18 protein-coding genes are annotated in these 24,202 nt (G+C 53.0%); 10 read left to right on the top strand and 8 right to left on the bottom strand.

Features of this window, described 5'->3' with window-relative positions; genetic code table 11:
• Window positions 1-511: 511 nt before the first annotated feature.
• On the bottom strand, window positions 512-1,414 hold the full coding sequence (locus ABSG47_RS13375; protein WP_424170196.1) for a hypothetical protein: 903 nt from the start codon (window positions 1,412-1,414) through the stop codon (window positions 512-514).
• A gap of 563 nt (window positions 1,415-1,977) precedes the next feature.
• Here ABSG47_RS13375 and ABSG47_RS13370 point away from each other — a divergent pair.
• Entirely contained in the window at window positions 1,978-2,550 is a 573-nt protein-coding gene (locus ABSG47_RS13370; protein ID WP_424170195.1) for a class I SAM-dependent methyltransferase, read from the top strand.
• Complete coding sequence (locus ABSG47_RS13365; protein ID WP_424170194.1) at window positions 2,508-4,940, top strand: glycosyltransferase; 2,433 nt, start codon at window positions 2,508-2,510, stop codon at window positions 4,938-4,940. Before ABSG47_RS13370 ends, ABSG47_RS13365 begins: the two co-directional genes overlap by 43 nt.
• Window positions 4,941-5,181: 241 nt before the next feature.
• Here ABSG47_RS13365 and ABSG47_RS13360 read toward each other — a convergent pair whose 3' ends face one another.
• Window positions 5,182-6,006, bottom strand: coding sequence for a hypothetical protein (locus ABSG47_RS13360; RefSeq protein ID WP_424170193.1), 825 nt, complete (start codon window positions 6,004-6,006; stop codon window positions 5,182-5,184).
• A gap of 137 nt (window positions 6,007-6,143) precedes the next feature.
• Here ABSG47_RS13360 and ABSG47_RS13355 point away from each other — a divergent pair, with 137 nt between their 5' ends.
• Together ABSG47_RS13355 and ABSG47_RS13350 are read left to right on the top strand one after the other, a co-directional pair.
• On the top strand, window positions 6,144-6,962 hold the full coding sequence (locus tag ABSG47_RS13355; protein ID WP_424170192.1) for a hypothetical protein: 819 nt from the start codon (window positions 6,144-6,146) through the stop codon (window positions 6,960-6,962).
• A gap of 55 nt (window positions 6,963-7,017) precedes the next feature.
• Window positions 7,018-8,475 carry a glycosyltransferase family 4 protein gene (locus ABSG47_RS13350; RefSeq protein ID WP_424170191.1) on the top strand — a complete coding sequence of 486 codons (1,458 nt, stop codon included), beginning with the start codon at window positions 7,018-7,020 and terminating at the stop codon, window positions 8,473-8,475.
• A gap of 65 nt (window positions 8,476-8,540) precedes the next feature.
• Here the strand turns inward: ABSG47_RS13350 and ABSG47_RS13345 are convergent, their stop codons facing one another.
• The 4 genes from ABSG47_RS13345 to ABSG47_RS13330 form a co-directional block, all read right to left on the bottom strand.
• The gene (locus ABSG47_RS13345) at window positions 8,541-9,362 is read right to left on the bottom strand and encodes a glycosyltransferase family protein (protein ID WP_424170190.1); all 822 of its coding nucleotides are present in this window, start codon (window positions 9,360-9,362) and stop codon (window positions 8,541-8,543) included.
• 113 nt (window positions 9,363-9,475) lie between these two features.
• Window positions 9,476-10,603: a radical SAM/SPASM domain-containing protein gene (locus tag ABSG47_RS13340; RefSeq protein ID WP_424170189.1), complete on the bottom strand. Its 1,128-nt coding sequence runs from the start codon at window positions 10,601-10,603 to the stop codon at window positions 9,476-9,478.
• Between the two features lie 64 nt (window positions 10,604-10,667).
• A complete protein-coding gene (locus ABSG47_RS13335) occupies window positions 10,668-11,342 on the bottom strand; it encodes an FkbM family methyltransferase (protein ID WP_424170188.1) in 675 nt (224 codons plus the stop codon).
• A gap of 784 nt (window positions 11,343-12,126) precedes the next feature.
• Complete coding sequence (locus ABSG47_RS13330) at window positions 12,127-13,554, bottom strand: tyrosine-type recombinase/integrase (RefSeq protein WP_424170187.1); 1,428 nt, start codon at window positions 13,552-13,554, stop codon at window positions 12,127-12,129.
• A 583-nt stretch (window positions 13,555-14,137) separates the two neighbouring features.
• On the opposite strand from ABSG47_RS13330, the gene ABSG47_RS13325 reads away from it, so the two are divergent.
• Complete coding sequence (locus ABSG47_RS13325; RefSeq protein WP_424170186.1) at window positions 14,138-17,746, top strand: TonB-dependent receptor; 3,609 nt, start codon at window positions 14,138-14,140, stop codon at window positions 17,744-17,746.
• 315 nt (window positions 17,747-18,061) lie between these two features.
• On the opposite strand, the gene ABSG47_RS13320 is transcribed toward ABSG47_RS13325, so the two are convergent.
• Window positions 18,062-18,214: a hypothetical protein gene (locus tag ABSG47_RS13320; RefSeq protein WP_424170185.1), complete on the bottom strand. Its 153-nt coding sequence runs from the start codon at window positions 18,212-18,214 to the stop codon at window positions 18,062-18,064.
• A gap of 156 nt (window positions 18,215-18,370) precedes the next feature.
• Here ABSG47_RS13320 and ABSG47_RS13315 point away from each other — a divergent pair, with 156 nt between their 5' ends.
• The 3 genes from ABSG47_RS13315 to ABSG47_RS13305 all read left to right on the top strand — a co-directional run bounded on the left by ABSG47_RS13315 (window position 18,371) and on the right by ABSG47_RS13305 (window position 20,869).
• Entirely contained in the window at window positions 18,371-20,044 is a 1,674-nt protein-coding gene (locus tag ABSG47_RS13315) for a carboxylesterase/lipase family protein (protein ID WP_424170184.1), read from the top strand.
• 154 nt (window positions 20,045-20,198) lie between these two features.
• Entirely contained in the window at window positions 20,199-20,621 is a 423-nt protein-coding gene (locus tag ABSG47_RS13310; protein ID WP_424170183.1) for a PIN domain-containing protein, read from the top strand.
• On the top strand, window positions 20,618-20,869 hold the full coding sequence (locus ABSG47_RS13305; protein WP_424170182.1) for a hypothetical protein: 252 nt from the start codon (window positions 20,618-20,620) through the stop codon (window positions 20,867-20,869). The genes ABSG47_RS13310 and ABSG47_RS13305 overlap by 4 nt, the downstream gene beginning before the upstream one ends.
• 212 nt (window positions 20,870-21,081) lie before the next feature.
• Here the strand turns inward: ABSG47_RS13305 and ABSG47_RS13300 are convergent, their stop codons facing one another.
• Window positions 21,082-22,068, bottom strand: coding sequence for a phosphoesterase (locus ABSG47_RS13300; RefSeq protein ID WP_424170181.1), 987 nt, complete (start codon window positions 22,066-22,068; stop codon window positions 21,082-21,084).
• Window positions 22,069-22,342: 274 nt separating this feature from the next.
• On the opposite strand from ABSG47_RS13300, the gene ABSG47_RS13295 reads away from it, so the two are divergent.
• Entirely contained in the window at window positions 22,343-23,479 is a 1,137-nt protein-coding gene (locus tag ABSG47_RS13295) for a citrate synthase (RefSeq protein ID WP_424170180.1), read from the top strand.
• 152 nt (window positions 23,480-23,631) lie between these two features.
• Window positions 23,632-24,105, top strand: a complete 474-nt coding sequence (locus ABSG47_RS13290) for a hypothetical protein (protein ID WP_424170179.1) — start codon at window positions 23,632-23,634, stop codon at window positions 24,103-24,105.
• Window positions 24,106-24,202 lie beyond the last annotated feature (97 nt).

The raw sequence follows: 24,202 nt of genomic DNA, 5'->3' as shown, positions 1-24,202 counted from the left end.
CACGATCAGTTCGAAGTCGAGACGTGGACTGCTGTCGAAAATCGAATCCACTGTCTTCCAAAGGCGCTCGCCCTCATTATGGGCACCAACAATCACACTGGCTCGCATCCGTCCTCCTCAACAATGCTGGATTAGCCGGCCTTGCGTGGCTGTTTTCTTCGTGGGCCTTCACATTAGTAGAAGCCCTGCTTTCATGTCAATATTCGGAGGCGTTGGATTTATCAATATTTCATCTAGCCGGTTCCGGCTTCGCCAAGGCTAGTTGTCGTACTCGTCCAAGATCTCGACGTGGGCTGCTTGTTAAAACCGAACTCCCGTGCATAGATAACATACTCGTGCTCATTACGGATGGTTTCGCCGAGTGGGCTATCGCCGTTGTCTTCTCCACGCCGAACTCGCTCTAGTGATCATCTGAAATTGAGTCTATGGTGGAAAGCAAATGCAGAGCAAAATCGGTTGATATGCCAGTTGAGTTGAAAACGCCTTTCAATGGCGAACTTAGCTCTTGCTCTCACCCGTCTTCATGTCTCGCGGTGAAATATGCGTGGATCCAATCTTGCAGCTTGGGCTTGCTGGAGGCCCATTCCCAACAGCCCCAATAGTTCTTAATCAAATCCTCATACGGATTGAAGCCAAGGTCGGCAACCGAGATATGTCTCTCAAAATAGAGCCGATTTCCAGACTCTCCGTGCCACAGGTGCAGCACGGTACCACGAACAACAGACATGCTGCCATGCACGACCCGATATGTCCCTCGAGCCCATTCCAAGTAGTGTGGAGCTATAGGACCAATTGCAATTCTTGATACCACGGGCGCATGGTAGTCGCCCAGAAATGCATGCGCCATGACCCTATCGGCGCCCCCAATGATACAAGCATCATAGAATCCGTTGCAGGCTTCGAGAATCTCTCGCCGAGCTGCCCAAGCAAAGCCTGGATGTCCGACTCTTGCCTTCAACGGGCGTGAAAGGGAATCGAGAAGCCCTCCCATGAAGCTCTCAGACGGCTGCTCGCCATTCGAAGGTTCTAGGCAGCCGCGTGGCAGTCTAATCATGCCATCAAAAATTTGTGTGACGGCGTATTCCTCGAGGCTGTGAACGATATCTTTGATCAAGTTGTGATTCAAGAAAATCAAATCACAATCGACCCACGCTACAAAACGACATGTATTTGAAACGGCATCGAGGGCGATATTCAGAAGGCGCTCCTTTTGCCAAAGAACCGCAGCGGAACGTACATGCAAGACACCTCGCCCCGGCGGGATCTCGAATGCTTGATCAGGCAGTGCGCACTCCACTGTTAGGAGATTCGCCCCCATTCTTTCTAGTTCTCCGCGAAAAATACAGTAGTTGTGAAACTTTGTCTGAAATCGAGCCGGGTTAAAATACGCGGTTATAAACCACACGGCCTCCATTCCCAATGTCTCCTATGATCATCTAGCCTTGAGTTAACCGTCGATTCGAGGTTGACTGAATATTACGTCAGCGGGGCTGATTTGTGCAGATTTCCATTCATTCAAAATTCACGATCATGCTACGAACATTCGGAGAAAAGCTGAGTAAAGTTCTGGACGCATCGGAGATGCACCATGCAAAAATCCGTAATTGAGAGATTTCAATCTGATGCTGGAGCCATGCTTTGAATATGCGATGTTTGTGATTGTTGGCTATGTTAAGGCAAGCTACGTGATGGTCCGCGATATCGTCGCCACTCTTCCCGCGTCAAACTCACACTGGATTAATCGCTGTAATCCGAATTTTGCGATGTAAGATGTCAACTCCGCGCTGAATAGTTAAGCGTCCAACCATCGTTTATCCTTCTTGCACGTTTTGAGAAGGGTGGGCTATGCTCCTTACGCTGTAGTCATACAGATAAATGACATTTTGATTAGGTCCGTCTTTGGAGCCTGACATGCTGCGGAACCACGATTGGAAGCGGATTTGGACTGAGGCTCAGGAATGCCTCTCCAGTAAATTCATGAAGGAACTTGCCATGGAAAGAGCCCGTGTCACGACGCATTCTGCAATGGGCCTTATGGATGCAGCAATTCTTTATGCGCTAGTAAAATTTCATCGATCCTCCACGATCATTGAGATCGGATCCGGGTTCGGAATGTCCACAGCGGTTCTGCGAAAAGCTCAAATGGACATGAGACTCGACGATGCTTCTATTGTGACCATCACTCGACGTCGTGAGTCCTTCACTGGCTGTCTCATTCCGGAGAGCCTCCGCCCGGGTGTATTCCAACTATTCGGAGATGTTCGCGAGTTAGTCTCGGACGCACTGCTTGCTAAGCAATACGACATGTACCTCCACGACAGTACCCATACATGGAATCATCAGTCTTGGGAATATCGTGCCTTTTGGGATCGGTTGAGACCAGGTGGAATGCTTGTTTCTCATGATGTCAAGGCCAGCTCAGCGTTCCCAGATTTCGTTTCTCGCCTTTGCGTGCACGGAAAGGACGGGATGATTGCACAGGATGTTTGTTCCTATGAAGACTGGGGATGTATGGACAATATCGGCTTTGTTTTGAAATCCAAATCATAACTGAACTGTCTCTTACCGAGAAAGGTGACGCAAGCCTTATGAACATAGAGTGCGCTACAGGTGTTCCGATTCTGGATCTTCCGCTATCGGCACCTTCGAGTCGTCAGCCACGCTTTATCACCGCTACCCCCTCGGTGGGACTAAACCTCATATGCCCCAATCTTTCCCTAGGTGGGGCCGAACGCATTGTTCTAGAACTGCTCATCTCCCTCGCGCGGACAAGTCCAGTGTCCGAAGGCCAGATCAACCTGTTTTTGCTCAGGCGCGGACGAATCGAATATCGGATCCCACAAAGCGTGCAGATTGCAGTGCATCGTCTTCACCACTTGCCTGAATCGCAGCGGCTGCGATTCATTGCTTGGCAATTAACGCAGAAGGCCTCCCCCGTTGCCTACGCACATTTGCTAAACGCTGACGAGATCCTTCAGCTCAGTCGCTATGGCGTAACTGTGCTTCCCGTGATTCACAACCATTCTCCGGCATGGCTCTTTCAGCCCCGCTCAATAAGTGGTGTTATACCGTGGGCAACTGCGGTGTCGAGCAGCGTTGCTATCGAAGTCAGGCGAGATCTCCCGAATCTACCAACCCATGTCGTGCGACATGAACTACAGCGCGATTATGACAAAGACAAGTTGAAAATAGATAGAACCCGCATCCGATCAATTCACAAAATAGGAGATTCGGTCTTAATTGGGATGGTTGGCAAATTTAAGCCTCAAAAGCGCTACGAGCTTGCTCTTCGGATTATAAAAGCTCTTCAAGATGATATTGATGCGCGCCTAATGATACTTGCTCCGACTCCGGATGAGAACGATCCAAATTTCTTTTACTTTCAAGGTGTTAAAGCATTAGCAAATTCGCTCGGATTGAAGCGAAGCGTAATTTTCGTTGACTCCTGTACAGACCCACGCCCCTATTATGCCGCTTTCGATTGTTTTCTCAATACTAGTCAATTCGAGGGCTTGAGCATTGCTTCAATGGAAGCCAAACAGACTGGCCTTCCCATGGTGCTTACGAATGTGGGCGGCCAACAAGAATTGAGAGGGGAAGGAATTACATTTCTCGATCGAAATGCCGCAGTTGAATCGTTCGCGGCCAAAATTCGAGTTGCTGCGACGGAGTCCCGTCAAGCCCCTTTACCGCGCCTTCATCCGAAGAATCTTATACCGCGTTTGTGGAGCATGCTCGCTACCTATGGCACAGAACTGGGGGCTGCTGCTCGCAAACCGGCGCTCTTGTTCATAACCTGCAATTTAGATCAAGGTGGTGCACAGCGTTCTCTAGTTAACTTGTTGAACGAGATACACTGCCCGTATCCAGTTAGCGTCTGCGTTGAACAAGCCGCTCATCGAGAGGATTACGTTCTGAGCCTGGAAGAGCGAGGAGTCGACTGCTTTAGTCTTCAGAAGATTCCTGCGCTCTGCGATCAGCTGGATGCGCTTCTGTCATATATAGACTCTCATCGGATTACTGCTATTTGTTTTTGGCATGCGGGAGTCCGTTTCAAAGCGATGCTATCGAAAATTCTTTGTTTTAGGAATGTTCGATTCTTAGACGTCAGTCCCGGTCCGCATCTTTTCAGGGAGTTAGACAATGCCATTCCATTTTTTCAGCGGATCGCTTGGTCACCGGAACAATATTTTGCGAGGATCGATAAATTCGTCTCAAAATATACTTACGGCCAAATTCCACAGCGATACGGCGATTTTGCCACAAAGACGTCAGTCATACCCAACGGGGTGCCTAGTTTCGAGGTCTCTACTCCCAAGGCGATGACGCCATATGCGCGTCCTGTTGAAGCAAACCCTGAATATGCTGTTGTGTCTTCGGGGCGCCTCGTGCCCGCAAAATTGATCATTGAACAATTACAGGTAGCTGAAATGGTTCGCAAAGTTGTCCCCCAATTCACTCTGACTTTTATTGGAAAGGTCGAGGGCGCGAAAAATCTTGAATATTGGCAAGATGTTGAGGTGGTACACCGTAAACTCCGCCTTGACGGAACCGTATTCTTTGTGGGCTCAAGGGTAGAACCCAGTCGTGCACTTCCAGAGTTTCGTGTCTTTCTTATGCTCTCTTATTTTCAGGGCTGTCCCAACGCTTCATTGGAAGCGATGGCAGCAGGTCTCCCTGTTGTGGCAAATCCAGACGGCGGGACACAGGATCAAGTAATGGACGGTGAAACGGGGTTTTTATTGCCTGAAACAGATTTAGAGGGAATTGCCGAACGACTCGTTTATTTGCTTTGCAATCCCCTTGTCGCCAAGCGCATGGGCTGCGCGGGACGGGAACGCGCCCGATCGCACTTCAGCATGGTTGCAATGGCTCGCCGCTACCGAGACCTTTTTGACGAAGCTACTGGATACAGTAATCCTTTAGCCTCTCGAACGTAGCAGGGCCCGCACAAAGACACATTCGACTTTCGCTTATTTAAGCACTGTTCGTCGAAAAATCGACGAGCAAGCCGAGGAAGCAATTACCAGGCACAAGGTATGCGAATGGGGGATCGAAATTTAGGGTATATATGACAGTATTGTGGCTCCAACGAAGGATGTACCCTTAGCATGTGGGAGTTTAGCTCTACATACGAACGCTGGGTTATGATCCTATGATCGTTCCAAAATCAATGTGCTATTAACTTAAGGATAACGAAGCAGAAAACCAGCCAGACTTGTCTTTCTGAAGGATTTCTTTCACGAGGAGATGATGCTCAGGTTTAGTCGAGGTGTGGAGAAATCGGAGACAGTGAAAGGCGAACATTCTATCCACCCATCCACGCCCATCTGTGATGGGATGAAAACAGTGTGCATGCAGCAAGCAACAATTCGGTGGAATAGGCTCGAAGTTAAAAATTCGAGCATTGCGAGAGTGCCAGAACCCAATGTTTGCCAAGGAAGTGAGCTGGGTCACAGAAAACTCTGCACAGAGGTCGTTGAAGCATACTTGATCCGAAAATTGCCAGCTTCTTGAACTCAGGTGCGCCTTCCATTTTTCATGGAACTTGCAATTCTTCGTTAGGACAAACCCGGAATTAAAGAATCCGTGAAAAGGCTCAAAAACTTCGTTGCCAGGCGCGTGATGATTCGGGGTGAGTATGAGATCTGTATCGAACATTTCAAAATCTGACAGGAAAGCTGAAGTAACGATCAGGTCTGCGTCGAGAAACGCGACACTGGTGCACAAACCCGCATTCCATGCATCGGCAATAGATTCGGCTTTCTGGAGCGCGATACGGTTGAACTCTTTCTCTCCCGGACTATTTCTGGTTAGGCTAGAAGAACAGAAGGGTGTGGCCGTTATATTCGCTTCCTTGGACAGAAGAGCTGCCGAAGCCTCATCACATCTGACATACCATTGGAATTGTTGATGATGGAGGAGTTCGCATGAAAACTTCAACAGCAGAAACTCTTCCATAAAAGAGCTTGTTACGACCGATGCCAACGCAATTTGATGGACCATATCGCTATCTCGACGGTGAATAATTGTCCGTTTACCAACCTACTTCATGGTACTAGCTTGCTTCTCGAGAAGTGCCTACCAGAGAGGCGATCCTTCGATTCCTTTTGCCGGAGAATTGTTGATTTATAGGAGAGTACATGCCTTCTGGGATTTCTCTTGCAACTGTAGTGACCACATCAACCTTCAAAGAATATCTGATTCTGCGATATTCGTTTGCAAAGTTCCACCCGGAGCCTTATCGCTGGTTTGTGCGTTGCGATAGAGCTACTGAAAGCCTGATACGGACTCATTCCGATACAACTGCGGTGTCATTCTGTGAACTTTGGGATAAGCCCGTACTGTCTCAATCGCGGAAGGTGCTGAGAGAAAAGATGAATGCCATAGCTGACGCATGGGCAAGCGAAGATCAAAATGTTGTGGCATTCCTCAATTCAGATCTGATCTTTACTGCGCCCTGTCTTCCGGGGATGTTGGATCATAAAACTGAACTCGTTCTCTCCCCGAATCATTTTCCATGGAAAATTCGAGAACTCTCTCCCTACTATGGCTATTTCAACTCTGGATTTGTGCTGACGCGCAGTCCAAGATTTCACGAATCATGGCGAAGTGCCTACCAATCTGCTCCATGGAAATATTCCGATCAGGCATGCTTAAACGAAGTAGCCGCCGATTTTTCCGTTACACTCCTCGGGCAAGAAGCTAATGTCGGCTCCTGGCGCTCCGAACGAGCGGATTCGTTTTCGTTCAAGCCAATATCTACAGAGTCTTCTTTTCTTCGAGTCCCCTGTTTCGGAACGCTAGCCACGGGGGATGACTGGAGAAATAAGATGTTTGCGCTGCACTGTCTTCGGTTTCTGAAATCTAGTGTTGCTGAGCAACACAACATGATCTTTCGCGAGATAATTCAGCATGACGAATCAGGCTGGTACCAAGCGTCACTTCGTTTACTGAATTAGCTAGACGAGCAGATGCATCGATTCTTATCTTCTTGAAAAGGGGCGCGCACACTGAATGAATATTTTGTATATCCATGAATCGGTACCGCGTCCAGATAAGTCCGGCTGTGATTTACGTTTGTTCGGAATCCTCAAACTGCTGCGCAAGGCCGGCCATGACGTTACCCTTCTCGCGAGATTTCCTACCTTCGAGCCCCACTACTGCAACTATTTGAGAGAGAACTGCATTCATCTCGAGGTCGGTGCGGAACGAGAAGATCCGGAAGCTCATCTATTTTGGTTTGGAGGGACAGAGCCACAGTTTCAAAGAATTCTAAGACGACGCTACGACCTAGCGATTCTCCCGTTATGGTTTTGGAGACATGTCACGATTCCGGATGATTTCCTAGCTTTCATCAGAACCTATTCTCCATCGACTCGGATAGCTGTGTTGACCGATGATCGACAGGGATATCGGCAGGAGCTGGTTGCGGCAGTTGAGGGGTCTTTTTCTCAACACGAGTTTGCAGCCGATTTTTCTGAACGCGAAGCTATGTACTATCGGAAGGCTGACGCAGTATTGACGATTTCAGAAGAAGAAGCAAAGTATGTGCGCACCCTTGCTCCTGGATGCCGCGCATTTTGTGTTCCTTTTTCTGCTGACTTGCAACCGCCGGGACCTGACTTTGATTCTCGCAAAGGGCTTCTGTTTCTCGCCGATTATGACAACTTTGCTGGGCGAGATGCTATAGGATGGTTCGCGGAGGAGACATGGCCGATAATCTTGGGACGCTATCCTGAGATGCAGTTGTGTGTAGCTGGCAACAATGCAGAGCGGGTTGGTAATTGTCTCGGGAAGAACACAAGCTGCATCGGACACGTGCCGGATGTGGGTTCAATATTTCATCGCCATCGCCTGTTCATATCGCCCGTCCGGATCGGATCTGGAATTGCGACAAAAAATGTTTTGGCGATGTCTTATGGACTGCCCATAGTCACTACCTCAATTGGCGCCCAGGCGCTTGGTAATGTTTCTGATTTTGTTATGGCTGTGCAGCCTGACGCCCAGGACTTCGCCGCAGGTATCTTCGATTGCTATAACAATGATGTCTGGTGGACTGGCGCATCTGCAGCAAGCAGAAAACATGTCGATGAATATTTCTCTCCCTTTAGATTAGAAACAGCGCTAAATATAGCGCTATCACAGATATTTTCTGCATGGCCGAAAGCCGATCAGCCAGATGTTTCAGGAGTTGATCTACCCGAAAATGCCTTTCCTGTTAGAGATCCATCAGGCTTTGAACAAATCATTCTTGCGGAATCCTTTCTGGAACGAGGAGATATCCGAAATGCACTGAGACAGTTTCGTTATGCACTCTATCGACTCCAGTTCAGGGGAACGAAGGCACGATACCATTACATCCGAACGGTTGCAGGTATCGCTGCATGTTATGGGAAGATGGGTGAAAGTGACCGGGTCCGTGATTGCACCGAAGAGATCAAGCGAACTGATACAGGTGTGGTTGTAAGGTAGAATGCTTCGTGACTAGAAGCATTTTCGGGTTCGAGTCCTTAGGGTGTGGATGGAATGATGTCGAATTACCAAACTCGAAAAAAAGAAGATGCGATTCTCCATTCTCGCAATCGACTCCAGAATGGATACTCGGGTTCACATAGAGCTAAAAAAAAACGTTCGTCCTCTATCTGGATCCGCTGCTCCGCAGCGTAATAGTTCAGGAAACGTTCACTCTCGCGCCACAGACCCTCACCAAGTCGTTTATATAATCGTATGCGTTCCTCTAGACGTGCAGGTAAACCGGAGGTCCATTTGAAATGATGAACGGGGACATACAACTGCGACACAGGACAGCCAACTCCGGAGCGTGCATGATGCTGGCCACGACCAACTTGAACATATCCCTTCGCGGCAACTATCTTGTTAATTACTGCTCCTAATAAAGGTCCGGAAATGCAACCGCCAAGTGGAAACTGATTCCATAAATCCTCTCTAGAATCTACCTCCTTCAATGTCCCATTGGACGCAATTCTGTCTACAAAACACCCTTCGACGAAGTCATAGCCGCTGCGATTACAATAATCGAGGACATCACTTAGGGCATCTGGGTAAACCTGAAATTCATCTGCGTCGGCAAGTACGAACCATTCTTCGGGAGCTTCAGACCGGGTCATTGCATAAAGAATTGGATTAATTGCTTCGGACCATGGCACCACATTAACTGAGGCAATGTCCGCTTCGAGAGAACTTGAAAGTTTTCGAACCCTAGCAACGAGTTCGTCGTCAAGCGAATCGGCATTGATGTGTACTGAGAGCGACGTGATGCCCAAATCGCGATAATGGCGTAACATCTGTTCCAAAGTTTCGGTGTATGCACCTACTACCGTAACGAGATTAATCTTCATTCAAACACCTTGGAGAGGATTCGATCATGACTCGGAACCGCGATCGTCTGACCACGCAGTCTGCCAACATCTCACGCCAAACTCTAGATCTGACTTCAGTAGTATGTCCATGCTCAGGCACTAACAGTTGGGTCGACTCCTGCTATATGCACCAGATCCGGCACGATGCGACTACTTGTCATATGTGCCCGAAGGCGGGAAAGTTCACCTAGCCATACACCTCGGTTTCGCCCCAACTGCGGCTCAAGTACAATGGTCTCCTCCTCCATTGCTCTTAGAATGACGCCGATCTCGTCGGTTGGAAGAGCATAAAGGCTCATCTGAGCGGGACGCCTCACAAGATTCACGCCTACATCACAGTCCAAGTGATCAGCAAAAAGGCACAATCGACCGAATTCGTGCCAGTTCTGTCTCATTAGACAAAAGGTCAAACTGAAAGACGTTCCCCTGGAGCGGGTGTAATCGCGCAATCGCAGGATGTTAGCAATCAAATATTCGTACCTGGCATGCACACGAACAGCCTCGATAGTCTTTTTTGTATAGCCATCAATGGATACCGCAATACCGAAGGCAACGGCGTTTAGAGTCTTTTCGACGCGTGCGTTCCAGACCGTGCCGTTTGTGGTGGCATGGCACGGGAGGGAGGCATGCTCTTCGCGAATCAGAGACCAGATCCGATAGCAGTTCTCCTGGAGGAATGGTTCTCCTCCAAGAAATTTGCAGCGCTCGAGGTGCGGCAAATAAGCTCGCAATTGCTGAAAGAAACCTTCGTCATAAGCGTTTTCAAGTGGATCGCAGTGCTCGCGATTTGCCCGGATCGCAGAAGAATGATTCCCGTCGCACATGATGCATTCCAGATTGCACGTATTACTGATGGAAAATTCCATCATTTTGGGCCAGCGTGGCTCGGCCGATTCTGCAATTAGTGAATCCCACTTGCGGGCTGGAAGTCTGTGAAAGGCTCTCGTTGTAAGTTGCCATTCACAATAATCGCAGCCATAGGAAAGATCATCTTTATATACCGCTGTTTGTAGCGTTCTCAGCGGCTGTCCTTGCCAGATCTCATCTAAAGTCCGTTCCTTAACATTTCCTAGACGGTGCGTGTAGTTGTGACAACATGCGCGCACGTTGCCGGCCGTATCGAAATATAAGGAAGTGTAGGGTGCATAACAGCAAGAATGAAATGTCTGTTTAGACAGATGGCGGGTCGCGTCATATTCAGCGAAAACTTCAGCCTGCATCCTTCTATACCTCCAATTTGGCCCTCGAAGGTCGTTTATGGTTGTTCGTTGACGGTCGAGTCCATTAACGGAAGACTCGAGATGCAATAGTGTCATGAATGTTCTTTCGAGACAAGCCGATCGAATATCCACAACCTGTAAGCATCTGTAACACCTGAAGGTATTCAGGCGCCATGAGGTGTTTATGCTCGAAAACTATGATTGAAGGCATGCGGCGGGGCACATCGAATGACCAGATCAATTTGCCATCGTAGCCCTCCGCGTCAATATAAAGCAAATCGACTGTTGTGCGGTTGAGCTTGCGAAACAGGGTCTCGAAACTCCAACACTCAATATTGACTGATCGAATCAAGGCGTCAAGATCTTGGACTGCATCACTATGCCTTAATATGACATCCCTGCGGAAACTGGCCAATTGAGGGAGCCAAACCGGCTCTGCAGGGGCATTGTCGACGAAATGAAATGGTTTGTACCCATCTCGTTCGGCAATTGCCACATTGAAGAACGTCATCGTTGCTGCTAGATCAGAATAGTTTTTCTGGAGCAGTTTGAAGGCGTCCTTCTGCGGCTCAATAGCGACCCCGGAAAGAGAGAATTTGCGGACTTCGCGGTGGAGATGGTCGTTTGTAACTCCATCGAATGCGCCGACCTGCATAAAGTAGATTTGTGACTGTTTTTGGCTCAGCGCGGCTAGTAGCTGGTCAAGATTCATCTCGCCATTGAGGATAAGAACTGCCATTTGAAGACTCCTGTGAAGGCCCCGGAGTTTAGCAGTAGTCTACCCAGAATCACACTTTTAGGAAACTCTGGCTCGAAAGAATTTGGACTGGCCCCTCCATGCCCAGTCCATCGCTTCGCTTGGCAGAATACGGTAGCAAATACCGTCAATGGGGCCGATTCTACCGTTTAGCTTTAACGCTTGCACGCTCTTTACCAGAAATCCCATTTGCGGCTCGCTCACCCAGTATGGACGCGCTCTAGCATCACCACATAATCCTCTACGACAAATCGATACCGTTGCCGAATCGACTCCAGGCTCGCTTCGAAAATCTCTTGAGCTTCTGCGGTACCCATATATGGAAGCCGGTGAAAACAACTGAAGGCCTGGAAATGAAAGTTCCTTATCTGCTGAAACGGACAAGTCTACGAGACATTTGCCCAAGAATATACCTCTTTGTTGAAGCCCCAGCTGTTGTGGTGTCTCGGGTTCTCAACAGCAAGGGCTTAGAGGCACCCGGATGATGCTGATTACAGAGGGCGTCAACAGTAACGGGAATACGCTCAACCGTACGGAAATTTACGACCAGTATTGGATTTCTCGGGTTGATATGTATCAGACAATGAGGTGCGCACTAAGAACAGCCGCCAGCGGCGGCTCGTGCGCGGAGATTTGCCGCGAAGAACGCCCCGGCGGGGCAGCGGCAAATCAGAACCAATATCCGAAGAGGAATTTGAATATCGAACTCCCTACGCCAGCCTACGCTAGCGGCTCCGGCCAAAGACGGCTTCGGGAGATTCCACGGTCAGCCTGTCCTGCGGTGCTGCCCTCGTTTGGATTTATCGTGCGTCTCCGCCGCCTTCGACGCTTTAGCCCTGGCAACGTCCAGTTCCGAGTGCGGCAACTCCCATCCCGCCATGCCCTGCAACACGCGGTCGGCGTGCTTGATGGTGTTCACGTGTCCGTAGTGGCTTTCGATCATGTGGACCGATGTTCCCATCTGTTCAGCAAGAAAATACACGTCCACGCCTTCCTGCAAGCGGAGCGTCGCATACGTGTGCCGGAAGCAATAGGTCGAGCGGGGCACGCCCTGTGTGCCCTCGCGCAGCTTCGCTTCGTTCAGAAGATCGGCAATCAGGCTGCTGTAAAGAGTCTTTGCGGGCTTGCCTGTGATGTTGGTAAATACTCTGTCGTCTGGTGCCGTGGCTTTGGAGATTGCGCGAAGGCGTTCCAAATAATCTCCGACGCTCCTGGGAGCTACCAGCTTGCGCGACTTGCCCTTGCCCTGCACGAACAACACAACGATCTCTCGCCCCTCGCGATCTTTTGCGGGCATGATGTCACGCCAGCGGAGATTCTTCATCTCCGCTGGCCTCATGCCGGTATTACAGGCAATCAAAATCATGTTGTAGGTAACAGTCCGATACCAGACGCTCGAAGGCTTGTCGGCCTCGCCAATCCACTTGCGGCCTACCGTGTGGAGCTTGCGGTATTCCTCCAGCGTGAATTCGTCCCGCCGCATCGTCTTGAGCTTCGGGCGCTCGTCGAAACGCTGGCTCGCGGGAACATAGCGTTTCTTCACCGCATAGTTCATGATCGCGCCGAAGATGGACATCTCAAAGCGGATGGTGGAATCGCTGATGAAAGGAACCGCGTGAACATTCTGCGGCTTGACGGCAATCGGCTTCAAAACCCTGATACCCAGGGTCTGCTGAACCTTGGTGCGGCGTGCGGATTCGTGGTCTGCGAAAGACTGCGCTACGTCGGCTGTGACTTCCCGAACGCCGTTGCGCCGGTGGCGCCCCGCGCCGTTCTCCCGCCGCCATGCCGGATAGCTGCCCCAGCGCTCGTCACCGATAAGGTGTACTTGCGTGGAACCGGCATACCTGTCTAGCGTGCCCTCGATGACGGCACGGAGTTTCTTGGGCCGCGCGGCGCTGATCTCTCCGCGCTTCGCTCGCGCCTCCTGCGTCAACAGATATTCGTGCGCCACGTCACGGAAGGGGCGATTGAACACAGGAACGTCATGCTTGATGCGGAATCGAACATCCGCATCCTGGTCGAAGGCGCGTTCCCGCGCCGCTTCTCTATCAGAGGTTTTAAGCGAAACCGTCTTATAGCGGTCGCCCCTCGGCATCTTCATGCGGCAATACCACATCCGATGCGCCACGTCGCCGCGCCGGAAGAGAACCAGGCCCGGCTTCAGCTCCTCTTTCTCGGTAATAAACGCCATGCTCGCCTCCTGCGCTTTATCCCGTTCTGTGCAGTTTCCGTGTAGATTCTGCCTACAAGTCTTTGATTCTTCGTACCTGTGCAGGGTTTGTATCGAGAATGCATAAAATTTATCTATTTTATTTACAATTATTTATGATGTAGTTCTCATCCTGAGCGAAGTTACGCGCGTAAGCGCGAAACGAGTCGAAGGATCTGTGGTTGCTCTTGTTGTTGCTTTTCGATTCCACCCAAAGCCATCCAGTTCGCATCCTTCCTGAAAACCTATCTCACCCGTCCCGTCGGCGAGAGGTAAGTAAAACCGGCAATCCGCAAATAACCGAGCATCGCGAAGAAATCTTGCGCTCTTACGTCCTTCTTAGCAACTCTTTACAACGGAAAAATATCGTCCGAACGCAACTCTTATCACTTTCCTACAAAATCAAAAGGTTCTCCAAACGGGCTTCTTAGCTCATCGCAAGCCTAATAGGAAGTGCGAGCTGTATCTGCCTGCGCGCTGGCCGGTTTTGCTCATTCTTCATCGATTTTCTCTTACCGGCGCAAAGCAAGAAAACAGCCGCTGGTATTAGTACAAGGAGAATTCGATGAATCCATTTGGGGGCATGACAGTTGAAGAAGCTTACAAACTCGCGCTTCTTCTCAAACACAAGCAAGAACTGAAACAGCGTATTCGCAAGCGCCTCGCCACGCGCAGTAAGGCCCGCGCCGCTGTCTCGGTTACAACAAAATCGGCTGGAGCTTTGCGCCTCTTTGCGCTTCTCGCAGCGCTCTCTTTCTGCGTCTCATCCGTAGTCGCGCAGTCCACATTTGGCTCTATTCGCGGAACAGTACAGGACACCACAGGCGCCGTCATTCCCGGCGCTACGGTCATCATTCACTCGCTCGATGAGAATTTTGAACGGCAAGCAATCTCCAGCGACTCCGGCGAGTTTGTCTTTGAAAACATCAAGGCGGGTCACTACCGTCTCACTGTGCATCATGACGGCTTCGCTGACGCCGTGGTGACTTCCGCAACGCTCGAGGCACGCCAGGAGTTACGCCTGCCCATCACGCTCTCTATCTCCGCGCAGGCCACCACCGTGGAAGTCAGTGCGGACGCCGTGCAGATCAATACCGAAAACGGCATCCTCGGCGACTCCAAAGACAACAGCCTCATGACCGAGCTGCCGCTGAATAATCGCGCCACAACCACCAGCCCCCTAGGCTCGCTCTCGCTCTCCGCAAACGTGCAGCAGGATAGCTCGGGCAATATTGCGCTCAACGGCGCAAGCTCCTCCATGGTCAACTTCTCCGTCGACGGCATCTCCACCACCAACGTTCGCCAGAACGGAGCACTCCAGGACGCCTATCCTTCGCAGGAAGGTATCGCTGCAGTCAAAGTCACCGCCTTCAACAACAGCGCTGAGTTCTCGCAGGTCGGCGACGTAACCTTCACCACCCGAAGCGGCAGCAACAAATTCCACGGCAGCCTCTTCGAGTACCTGCAGAACGACGCCTTGGACTCCGCGCCCTACGGCTTCGGCAGCAAAGCTCCCAAGCGCTTCAACACCTTCGGTGGCGCGCTTGGCGGTCCACTCGAAATCCCTCATCTCTTCACAGCCGCCGCCGACAAGACATTTTTCTTCTTCGACTACGAAGGCAATCGTCGCGTAACCGCCACCGCACAGCAGTTCCTCGTGCCCACAGCGGCTGAACGCTCCGGCGACCTCACTGCGCTCGGTGGTCCTGTCATTCCCACAGGAAACATCAGCGCCACAGCCAATGCTCTGCTTGCGTACTATCCGCTGCCCAACGTTTCCGGCAACTCCAACTACAACTACGCCAACTTCCAGTCCACGCCTTCCACCACGGACGGCGCAGACCTGCGCATCGACCGCACAATTACCGATAAGCAATCTGTCTACGCCCGCTTCAGCCGCAAAAATATCTCCGAGCAGGTTGCCAATCCACTTCTGCCCAACGATGTGGATTCCGTTCACAATCGCAGCCTGCTCGCCTCCTATACCTACTCCATCACGCAGCACCTCGTGAATGAGTTCCGCGTCGGCTACACCAACGTCACAACTTCGGTGGACTTCCCCATTGAAGGCGCGACTGCACTGAACGATCTCGACCTCACCGGTGTCAACATCAGCCAGCATCCCACCACCCACGCCTTCCCCACCTTCAACTTCAGCGCGGGCACAGGCTTCAACTCTATCGGCCGCGACAAGGCGGGCGTCACGCAGTCGCTCACTACACAGTTCACTGACAATCTCACCTATGTCCTGGGCAAGCACACCTTCAAAGCCGGCATCGACGTGCGCCGCGTGCGCTACTTCGATCTAGAAAGCTTCGCGCCCGTCTACGCCTCCGACGATTTCGGCGACTTCGTCTTTCAGCCCACATTCTCCGGCGCATACTGTCCCCCGCAGACCAGCGGCGCGCAGACCACAAGCTGTGCAGCAAGCTCCTTCGGAGACTTCCTCATCGGCGCGCCCACCACGCTCAACTTTGCTGTCTCCAGTCCGGACGTAGGCGGAACGGCGTGGCAATACGGCCTTTACGCGCAGGACGAGTACCAGCTCACCAGCCGCCTCACACTCAGCTACGGCCTGCGCTGGCAGGTGCTTCCCAGCTTTCAGGAAGACGGAGGCAATCTCGCCAACTTCGATCAGCGCAACAACGCCATCGTCGTTCCCAACGAGCTCTCCGCATACCTTCAGAAGCAAAACATCGTCAGCTCCAATACCGCATTTCAGCAGTCCTTCAACGCCTGCAATCTCAACAACACCTCGCTACCCTGCACCCGTTATCTCACCGCATCTCAGGACGGCCTTCCGCAGGGCCTGCGTCAAACCTATTTCGGTAACTTCCAGCCTCGGTTCTCTCTTGCCTGGCGTCCATTCAACGACACCAAAACCGTAGTTCGCGCAGGCTTCGGCATCTTCACCATGACCAACCTCGGCCCGCTCTCCTTCAACAACAGCGGCAACCCAACCTCCAACCTGCACACGTACTCCAACTCGCTCGGCGCCAACGGCTCGCCCATGATTCAGTTCCCCAACACCGCACCTCTCAGTACATCCGTGCAATACGGCGGTGGCGGCCTCGACCAGGGCGTCGATCCCAACTATCGCGACCCGCAATCGAATCAATGGAACCTTACCATCGAGCGCACGCTCGGCCAGAACAACACCTTCCGCGCCAGCTACGTCGGCATGCATACCTACCGTCTCAGCATCACGGAAGATCTCAACCAGATTCCTGCGAGCACCACGCCGTATCAAACCACCACCACAAGCCCCTTCGTTGACCCGCGCGCGCCATATCCCAACTGGTTCACGCTCTACTCCACCTTCAACGCCGGCGAAGCCAACTACCAGGGGTTCGAGTTCGAAGCTACGCATACCATGGCACACGGCCTCTACTTCAACGCCAACTATACCCTGGCCAAAAATCTCGCCGACAATCTTGGCGACACACCTACCACCTTCGCCTCTGAAGTCAACTACGGGCTGCCCATTGCCAATCGGTTTGACGTGCACTCCACCTACGGCAACCAGGAAGGCACACGCCGCAATCGCTTTCTCGCAAGCGGCATCTACCAACTCCCAGCCGGCCAGGGCCGCACATGGCTCAATCACGGCGGCTGGCAAAACGCCCTCTTCGGCGGCTGGGAGCTGAATACGGTAACCCTACTTGAAAACGGCCCATGGCTCACGCCCAGCATCAGCCCCGGCGGTTGCCAGGTCGCGGTCAACTCAGCCGGCAATTGCCCCGCCACACCCAGCGGCCAGCCGCAAACCTATGACCAGTCCAACACCAACGTCTTCAATCGCGGCGCATCCTTGCGGCCAGACCAGCTTGCGAGCAGCTTCACACAAGGCCGCTCACGCGCAGCGTACTTCAACCATGCCGCCTTCGCTCCCACCCCCGTCGGCGCAGGCCGCTTCGGAAACGCCGGTGTAGGCATCCTTGAAGGTCCAGGCACAAAGGCCGTAAGTCTCGGCCTAGCCAAAACCTACAAGCTAACAGAAAGCGCGAAGTTACGCTTTGAGTCCACCTTCACCAATGTGCTCAACCACACCAACTTCGCTCCACCCGCTACGCAGTGGGATTCAACATCAACTTTCGGCGTACTCAGCGCCGCACAAACCGCAGAAAACGCCGGCAACCGCACCGGCCAGGTCGCCCTGCGAGTGGACTTCTAATTCTTCATCTGAATCGAATACGGCCGCCATTCACCACGGCGGCCATATTTCTTTCAACTCACTCACCCCACAAAACAAGTCGAAGGACATGCGGTTGTTCTTGCAGTTGCTTTTGTCCGTTCCACCACAATATTCGGGTGCCCCAGGTCCCTGTTTTGGAACCTGGGACAGCATTCCCGCTCGTTTCCCACAAATCACAAATAAGGTGTCATCCTGAGCGAAGTTTCGCGCGTGAGCGCGAAGCAAGTCGAAGGATCTGCGGTTGTTCTTGCTGTTGCCTTTTGCCAGCCCATCTGCAAAGCCTGTTGCCAGCCTCTAACCCGCCGCCATCCTTGCCTGCATCATTCCGGCATGGCGAGCCTCCCGCCTGGACCCCATGCAGGCCCTTCGCAGCGAATAGTCTTCCATGCACATGAAAATCTCCGCGCTCACCCATCGGCAGGCGCGGCCCGTCTCAAGTGTTGCCATCGGCACAAACTCCATCCACCGTGCTACTCTGGGCACCCCGCCTTGGAAGAGGCGCTCACGATCGCAACTGAGCAGCCACGCACCTTGCAGCCTCTTCAAAAGAGGCGGACACCATGCCCTCGTCGCATGGAATCCGACCCACCATTCTGGAGAGATATGAGTCAGACGTCGCATTTCACAAAGGTAAACCGGCGGGAACTGCTAAGCGCCGGAGCAGCCCTCATGGGAGCAGCCGCAACCGGCCTCGCCTTCACGCCAAAAGCCGCAGCAGAAAAGCCCCTCAGCCCAGCAGCTAACGCGGAACCAGCCGCCACCGCGCCCAACTACGCCCCACCCATCGTTCAGGTCCAGACCGGCCAGCTCCGCGGCTTCCGCGACGGCAAAACCACCGTCTTCCTCGGTATTCCCTACGCCACAGCGGAGCGCTTCGAGCTTCCCAAACCCGTCCAGCCCTGGCAAAGCATCAAGAGCGCCCAGAGCTGGGGCCCGGTCTGCCCCATCCCTCCCATGACAAGAGTTGGCATCGATGAGTTCGTTTTCCCGCATCGTTACTGGGTAGAAGACGAGCACTGCCAGGTCCTTAACATCTGGACTCAAAGCACCTCAGCCTCCGCCAAAAAGCCCGTCATGGTCTGGCTCCACGGCGGCGGATTCACCAACGGCTCCGCAATGGAAGCCTACGCCTACGAAGGCAAAAACCTCAGCGAGTTCGGCGATGTCGTCGTCGTCAGTCTCAACCACCGCCTCAACATCCTCGGCACCCTCGACCTGTCCGCCTACGGTCCCGAATACGCGCAATCTCGCTACACCGGCACAGCGGACATCCTCGCCGCACTCCAGTGGGTACAAGCCAACATCGCCCAATTCGGCGGCGACCCGGGCAGCGTCACCCTCTTCGGCCAGTCCGGCGGCGGCAGCAAAGCCGCGCGCATGCTGCACACACCTTCCGCAAAAGGCCTCTTCCACAAAGTCGTCACGCAAAGCGGCGGTGGAGAGGTCTTAACCGATCAGGACCCCGCCGCGCTCCTCAAGATTCAGCAGCAAATCGCCGCCCAGACCCTCGCCAATCTCAACCTCACCGGCAGCGACATCGCCAAGCTCAAAACCATACCCTACCCCGAACTCATCGCCGCGGGCCAGGCAGCCCTGCGCACTGTAGCGCAGGCCAACAACCAGCGCGCCGGCTGGAACGTCATCGCGGACGACAGCTTCATCCTCCGCCAGTTCTGCGACTGGTCATCCGACATCCCTCAAATGTCCGGCAGCGTCTTCAGCGAAATGTCCAGCAATTACGTAAAAAACATCGACAAGAACAGTTGGAACCCTCAACAGGTCAACGAACATCTCACCACGGAATTCGGCGACAAGAAAGACGCCATCGCCGCCGCATTCAAAACTTCATTCCCGCGCAAGCAGGTGCAGGACATCCTCTTCTTCGCCCGTCCCAACACCCGAGCGCTCGCCGCAAAGGCTCAAGCGGGCCGCGCCCCGGCCTACAACTATCTCTTCGTCTACGAGTACCCCGTCAACGGCGGCACCACATCCTTCCACACCTCTGAGCTCGCCTTCGTCTTTCACAACCTCACCGAGCCGCAGGTCCGCGTCGCAACCGGAGACGCGCCGGAAGGCTACGCGCTGCAGGACAAAGTCTCCCGCGCATGGATCAACTTCGCCTATACCGGCAACCCATCGCAGCCCGGCCTCGATTGGAAACCCTTCTCCGACGCCGACCCGCAAACCATGGTCTTCGACACCGTCTCCGAATGCCGCAACATCCACGCCAAGGAACTCATCGCCCTGCTACCCCCACCACCAGCCCCAAGATTCTAAGCGAACAAGAAAACGAACACCGGGGACAGCACCCCCGTCCACTCCCCACAAACAAAGTGTCATCCTGAACCAACGTCCCCAAAATCCGGGAATTTGATCAACCCTCTTCAGCCGCACATCATAATATCGCCCACGATGTGATATCATAACCCCTGTGCGGCTCCTGCTCGATACGGACGTAATCATTGCCGCCATGCGCAGCCCACGCGGGGCATCCGCGGAACTGTTGCGATGCATCGACGACGGCAAGGCGACAATGGTGCTCTCTGTCGCGTTGGCTCTTGAATACGAAGCCAAGTGTCTTCAGGCCGAGCATCGATTGGCCTCGGGGCTTTCGTTCGAAGACGCGACATTGTTTGTCAACGGCCTGATTGCAATGGCAGAGCCTGTACAACCCTGGTTCCGCTGGCGCCCGCAACTCAATGACCCAGGAGACGAACTGGTTCTGGAAGCCGCGGTTAACGGCAAAGTATCGGCAATCATAACCTTCAACGAAAAGCATTTGCGCCAGGCGCAAACCAGGTTCGGCATCCCGGTATTACGCCCCGGAGATGCGCTCAGGAGGATCAAACCATGACCACCAGAATTTCCACCTTCCCGCTCAGGCTGCCGGTTTCGCTCAAAACTGCGCTCCAGGCGATCAGTGATCGTGACGGCACCAGCATGAACCAGTTCCTCGTCGTAGCGGCAGCCGAGAAAATTGCCGCCATGCAGACCGAGGATTTCTTTCTGGAGCGCAAAAACAAAGCCGACCACAAAGCCTTTCGCCGCATCCTGAACCGTAAAGGCGGCGAGCCACCAGCACCGGAAGATACCCTGCTCTGATCGCCTATGGAAATCCTGTCAAGCCCTTTTCCCGAAAAATACTTTTTAACTCGCTCATTCTAAAGACTAAAAAACTTCGTCCAGTTTGCACATAATTTCTGCCATTTATGCCACACTAAGAATAAGCAGAAAAAAACCAAGGCCCGAACCCCACCGGATTCGGGCCTTTTGCTTTTCTGATCCCTGTTCCCTGATCTCTGCTGCGAAAGCGATCAGTTATTCCCTCTGGCCCGCAGCTCAGCCACAATCTCCTCCGCCGCCACCCGCGCCGCATCTTCCTGGTCCGGCGGAAAGCTGATCGCCCCCACCCGCGCATGACCTCCGCCGCCATACCGCTCGCAGATTTCAGCCAGATTCACCAGCGTCGCACCATCCTTCTTCGTCCACGGATTCGTTCCCACCGCCACCTTCGTCCGGAAGCTCGACTTCGACAACCCAATCGAGTAAACCGCCTCCGGATGCAGATAGTAAGGAATGAACTTGTTGAATCCCTCCAGCGGATGATCCGTAATGTCGAAGAAAATCACCCCATCCTTCGACTCGCTCCGCTCCCGGATCAACTCCAGCGCCGCCTTATGCCGCTCCATCAGCGGCGGCAGCAGCTCCGCCACAAACGGCTGCGCCAGAACCTCCGCTAGCGGCATCTCCGTCAGCAGCGGAATCAGCCGCGGAATAAACTCCGGATCCTGCGTCGATTCAATGATCAGCGTCAGCTTCATCGCCGGCTCCGCCATCTCAACAGCCGCCTCCGGGCTCTCGTACAACGCTCCGTCCACAATATCCGCCCAGTGAATCAGCTCCGCAACCGGCTTCGTATCGAATCCGAACTTGGTCTCCCCAATATGCGCCAGAAAGCTCGTGCAAGACGTGTAATGCGGATCGAAAAACTTCCGCTGCGAGCACGCCGGATCCTGTTGGCAGGCAAGAAAATTCTGATGATCCTCCGGTGTCAAAAAAGCCGAAAGGTGGTGATCGAACCACCATGTAATATGCGGCGAGGCGGAGTATTTGAAATCGACGATGGCGTTCTCATCGCCCGTAAATTGCGCTTCGTCAAAAAGCGCACCCGCGCGATGCACCAGGCCGTGGTATTCGTATGTGGCCCCTGCGGCCACGCACTCGCGGTGGAAGCGCGCAAACAGCGATGCCGAGCAGGCCCCATCAAAGCATTTGTCGTGATAAAAGACGCGAACCTGCAAAAGCGGGCCTCCATGGCCTGAAAAAGTACAAAATCCCCAGAACTGTTAAGCATACTGGCTGTGCCGGGAGTGTCAAGGAGGCTATCGCGCAGGCCGCGTCTAGTGCGGCGCAAAACGATTCCCGCATGATGAGCAAGCCGCAGTGACAACGGTAGAACCGTTCATTTATAAATGAATTCTTGCTTCAGCTTTCGCCGTGTGCCGGTGCGGGCGTGATGCCATGGCACGTTTCGACGATTGAAAGATCAGACTTGATTATCAGGAGTTAAAAGATATGTCCACCGCTGCAGTCGCCGGTAAGGGTCTGGAAGGCATCGTTGCCGCAAACTCGGGAATCTGCTGGATTGACGGCGACGCCGGCGTACTCGCGTATCGCGGAATCGATATTCATGAACTGGCCGAAAGCTCGACCTTTGAAGAGACGACCTTCCTGCTCTGGAACGGCTGGCTGCCAAAGGAAAGCGAACTCAAGGAATTCAGCGCAAAATTGGCCGAAGCACGCGAACTCGACCCGAAAATCATTGATCTGCTGAAGAGCCTGCCCTCCAACGGCACGCCGATGGAGGTGCTTCGTACTGCGGTTTCTGCGCTGAGCTTTTACGATGCTGACGAAAAGGACAACACGCACAATGCCAATGTGCGCAAGGCCTTCAGAATCACAGCGCAGATCGCAATGATTGTGGCTGTCTACGATCGCATCCGCAAGGGGCTGGAGATTGTGCCTGCGGACAAGTCGCTGACCCACGCCGCCAACTTTCTGTGGATGCTGAATGGCGTCAAGCCCACCGAAACTGCCACTCAAACTTTAGACATTGCGCTGATCCTCCACGCCGACCACGAACTAAACGCCTCCACATTCGCAGCCCGCGTCATCGCAGCAACCCTCTCCGACATTCACTCCGCAATCACCGGCGCAATTGGTGCGTTGAAGGGACCGCTGCATGGCGGCGCAAATGAAGCGGTGATGCGGCTGCTGCAGGCCATAGACAAGGCTGGCGAAGATCCAGTGAAGCACGTAAAAGCGATGCTGGAATCCAGGCAGAAGGTCTCTGGCTTCGGACACCGCGTATACAAAACAGAAGACCCACGCGCCACGCACCTGCGCCGGATGAGCGAACAGCTCGGTAAGGATTCGGGCAATTCGAAGTGGTTCGATATGTCGCGCGCCATTGAGCTTTACATCAATCGCGAAAAGAAGCTGAACGCAAATGTGGACTTTTACTCGGCGTCAACGTACACCACACTTGGCATCAACATCGATCTGTTTACGCCTATCTTTGCAATCAGCCGCATCGCCGGCTGGAGCGCGCATGTCATCGAACAGCTCGACGACAACCGGCTCATCCGTCCGCGCGCAGAATATATTGGCCCCGAATATCCTACGCACTGGAAACCCGTAGCAGAGCGATAAGGAAACAAGCACTGAGTCTAAACAGCTGCACCTGCCTTGGGTGTAGCTGTTTTGCTTTTCGCTGAAATAAATTTTCATAGCGCCACAAGCGTGCGTCGTGTACTCTGAAATCCCTCAATCGCTGATAAAGAACGAAGGCAAGGAGTTTGCGAATGATTCTTGGACTGAGTACAGGGCTCTATACCGGCATACACGTAGTGCTCAGCCTGATCGGAATTCTCTCAGGTTTCCTGCTGCTGTTTACTCTGATTGGAAGAAAGAAGCACACGTTCTGGACTCCCGTCTTCTTTGTGACCAATATCTTGACCGATGTGACAGGATTTCTATTCCCGTTCAAGGGCATTACGCCGGGAATTATTCTTGGCGTTCTGTCACTGGTTGCCCTCCTGGTGGCAGGAGTGGCCGTCGCGAACAGAAAGCTGCGCGGACTCTATGTTTCAGCCGTTGCAACTGCGCTGTTCCTCAATGTTTTTGTGCTGATTGTGCAATCATTCGAGAAAATCGGATTTCTAAAATCGCTTGCGCCCACGCAAGCCTCGCCTGTCTTTGGGATCACGCAGTTGGTAGCGCTGGTTCTGATCATTCTGCTGGCTGTGGCAGCATGGAGAAGGTTCCGCACCGTTTAGGGCATCTCCCCTGAAGGTATAAAGTTCGGACACCCCACCCTCGCCGCGTATTCGTTTTAGCGGCCAGGCTGGGATCGCTCCACAGCAAGAGGAGAAA

The sequence above is a fragment of the Occallatibacter sp. genome (assembly GCF_049510455.1).
GTDB lineage: Bacteria > Acidobacteriota > Terriglobia > Terriglobales > Acidobacteriaceae > Telmatobacter.
The sequence above is the reverse complement of the archived record's forward strand: the minus strand, read 5'-3'. Positions and strand labels throughout refer to the sequence as shown.

Excerpts from the sequence above, each read along its gene's own strand:
- ABSG47_RS13370 (WP_424170195.1), top strand. The coding sequence starts at position 1,978 with ATGAAGGAACTTGCCATGGAAAGAGCCCGTGTCACGACGCATTCTGCA.
- ABSG47_RS13345 (WP_424170190.1), bottom strand. The coding sequence starts at position 9,362 with ATGAAGATTAATCTCGTTACGGTAGTAGGTGCATACACCGAAACTTTG.
- ABSG47_RS13320 (WP_424170185.1), bottom strand. The coding sequence starts at position 18,214 with ATGGCAACACTTGAGACGGGCCGCGCCTGCCGATGGGTGAGCGCGGAG.
- ABSG47_RS13360 (WP_424170193.1), bottom strand. The coding sequence starts at position 6,006 with ATGGTCCATCAAATTGCGTTGGCATCGGTCGTAACAAGCTCTTTTATG.
- ABSG47_RS13325 (WP_424170186.1), top strand. The coding sequence starts at position 14,138 with ATGAATCCATTTGGGGGCATGACAGTTGAAGAAGCTTACAAACTCGCG.
- ABSG47_RS13295 (WP_424170180.1), top strand. The coding sequence starts at position 22,343 with ATGTCCACCGCTGCAGTCGCCGGTAAGGGTCTGGAAGGCATCGTTGCC.
- ABSG47_RS13335 (WP_424170188.1), bottom strand. The coding sequence starts at position 11,342 with ATGGCAGTTCTTATCCTCAATGGCGAGATGAATCTTGACCAGCTACTA.
- ABSG47_RS13355 (WP_424170192.1), top strand. The coding sequence starts at position 6,144 with ATGCCTTCTGGGATTTCTCTTGCAACTGTAGTGACCACATCAACCTTC.
- ABSG47_RS13305 (WP_424170182.1), top strand. The coding sequence starts at position 20,618 with ATGACCACCAGAATTTCCACCTTCCCGCTCAGGCTGCCGGTTTCGCTC.
- ABSG47_RS13330 (WP_424170187.1), bottom strand. The coding sequence starts at position 13,554 with ATGGCGTTTATTACCGAGAAAGAGGAGCTGAAGCCGGGCCTGGTTCTC.
- ABSG47_RS13315 (WP_424170184.1), top strand. The coding sequence starts at position 18,371 with ATGAGTCAGACGTCGCATTTCACAAAGGTAAACCGGCGGGAACTGCTA.
- ABSG47_RS13290 (WP_424170179.1), top strand. The coding sequence starts at position 23,632 with ATGATTCTTGGACTGAGTACAGGGCTCTATACCGGCATACACGTAGTG.
- ABSG47_RS13365 (WP_424170194.1), top strand. The coding sequence starts at position 2,508 with ATGTATGGACAATATCGGCTTTGTTTTGAAATCCAAATCATAACTGAA.
- ABSG47_RS13340 (WP_424170189.1), bottom strand. The coding sequence starts at position 10,603 with ATGCAGGCTGAAGTTTTCGCTGAATATGACGCGACCCGCCATCTGTCT.
- ABSG47_RS13375 (WP_424170196.1), bottom strand. The coding sequence starts at position 1,414 with ATGGAGGCCGTGTGGTTTATAACCGCGTATTTTAACCCGGCTCGATTT.
- ABSG47_RS13350 (WP_424170191.1), top strand. The coding sequence starts at position 7,018 with ATGAATATTTTGTATATCCATGAATCGGTACCGCGTCCAGATAAGTCC.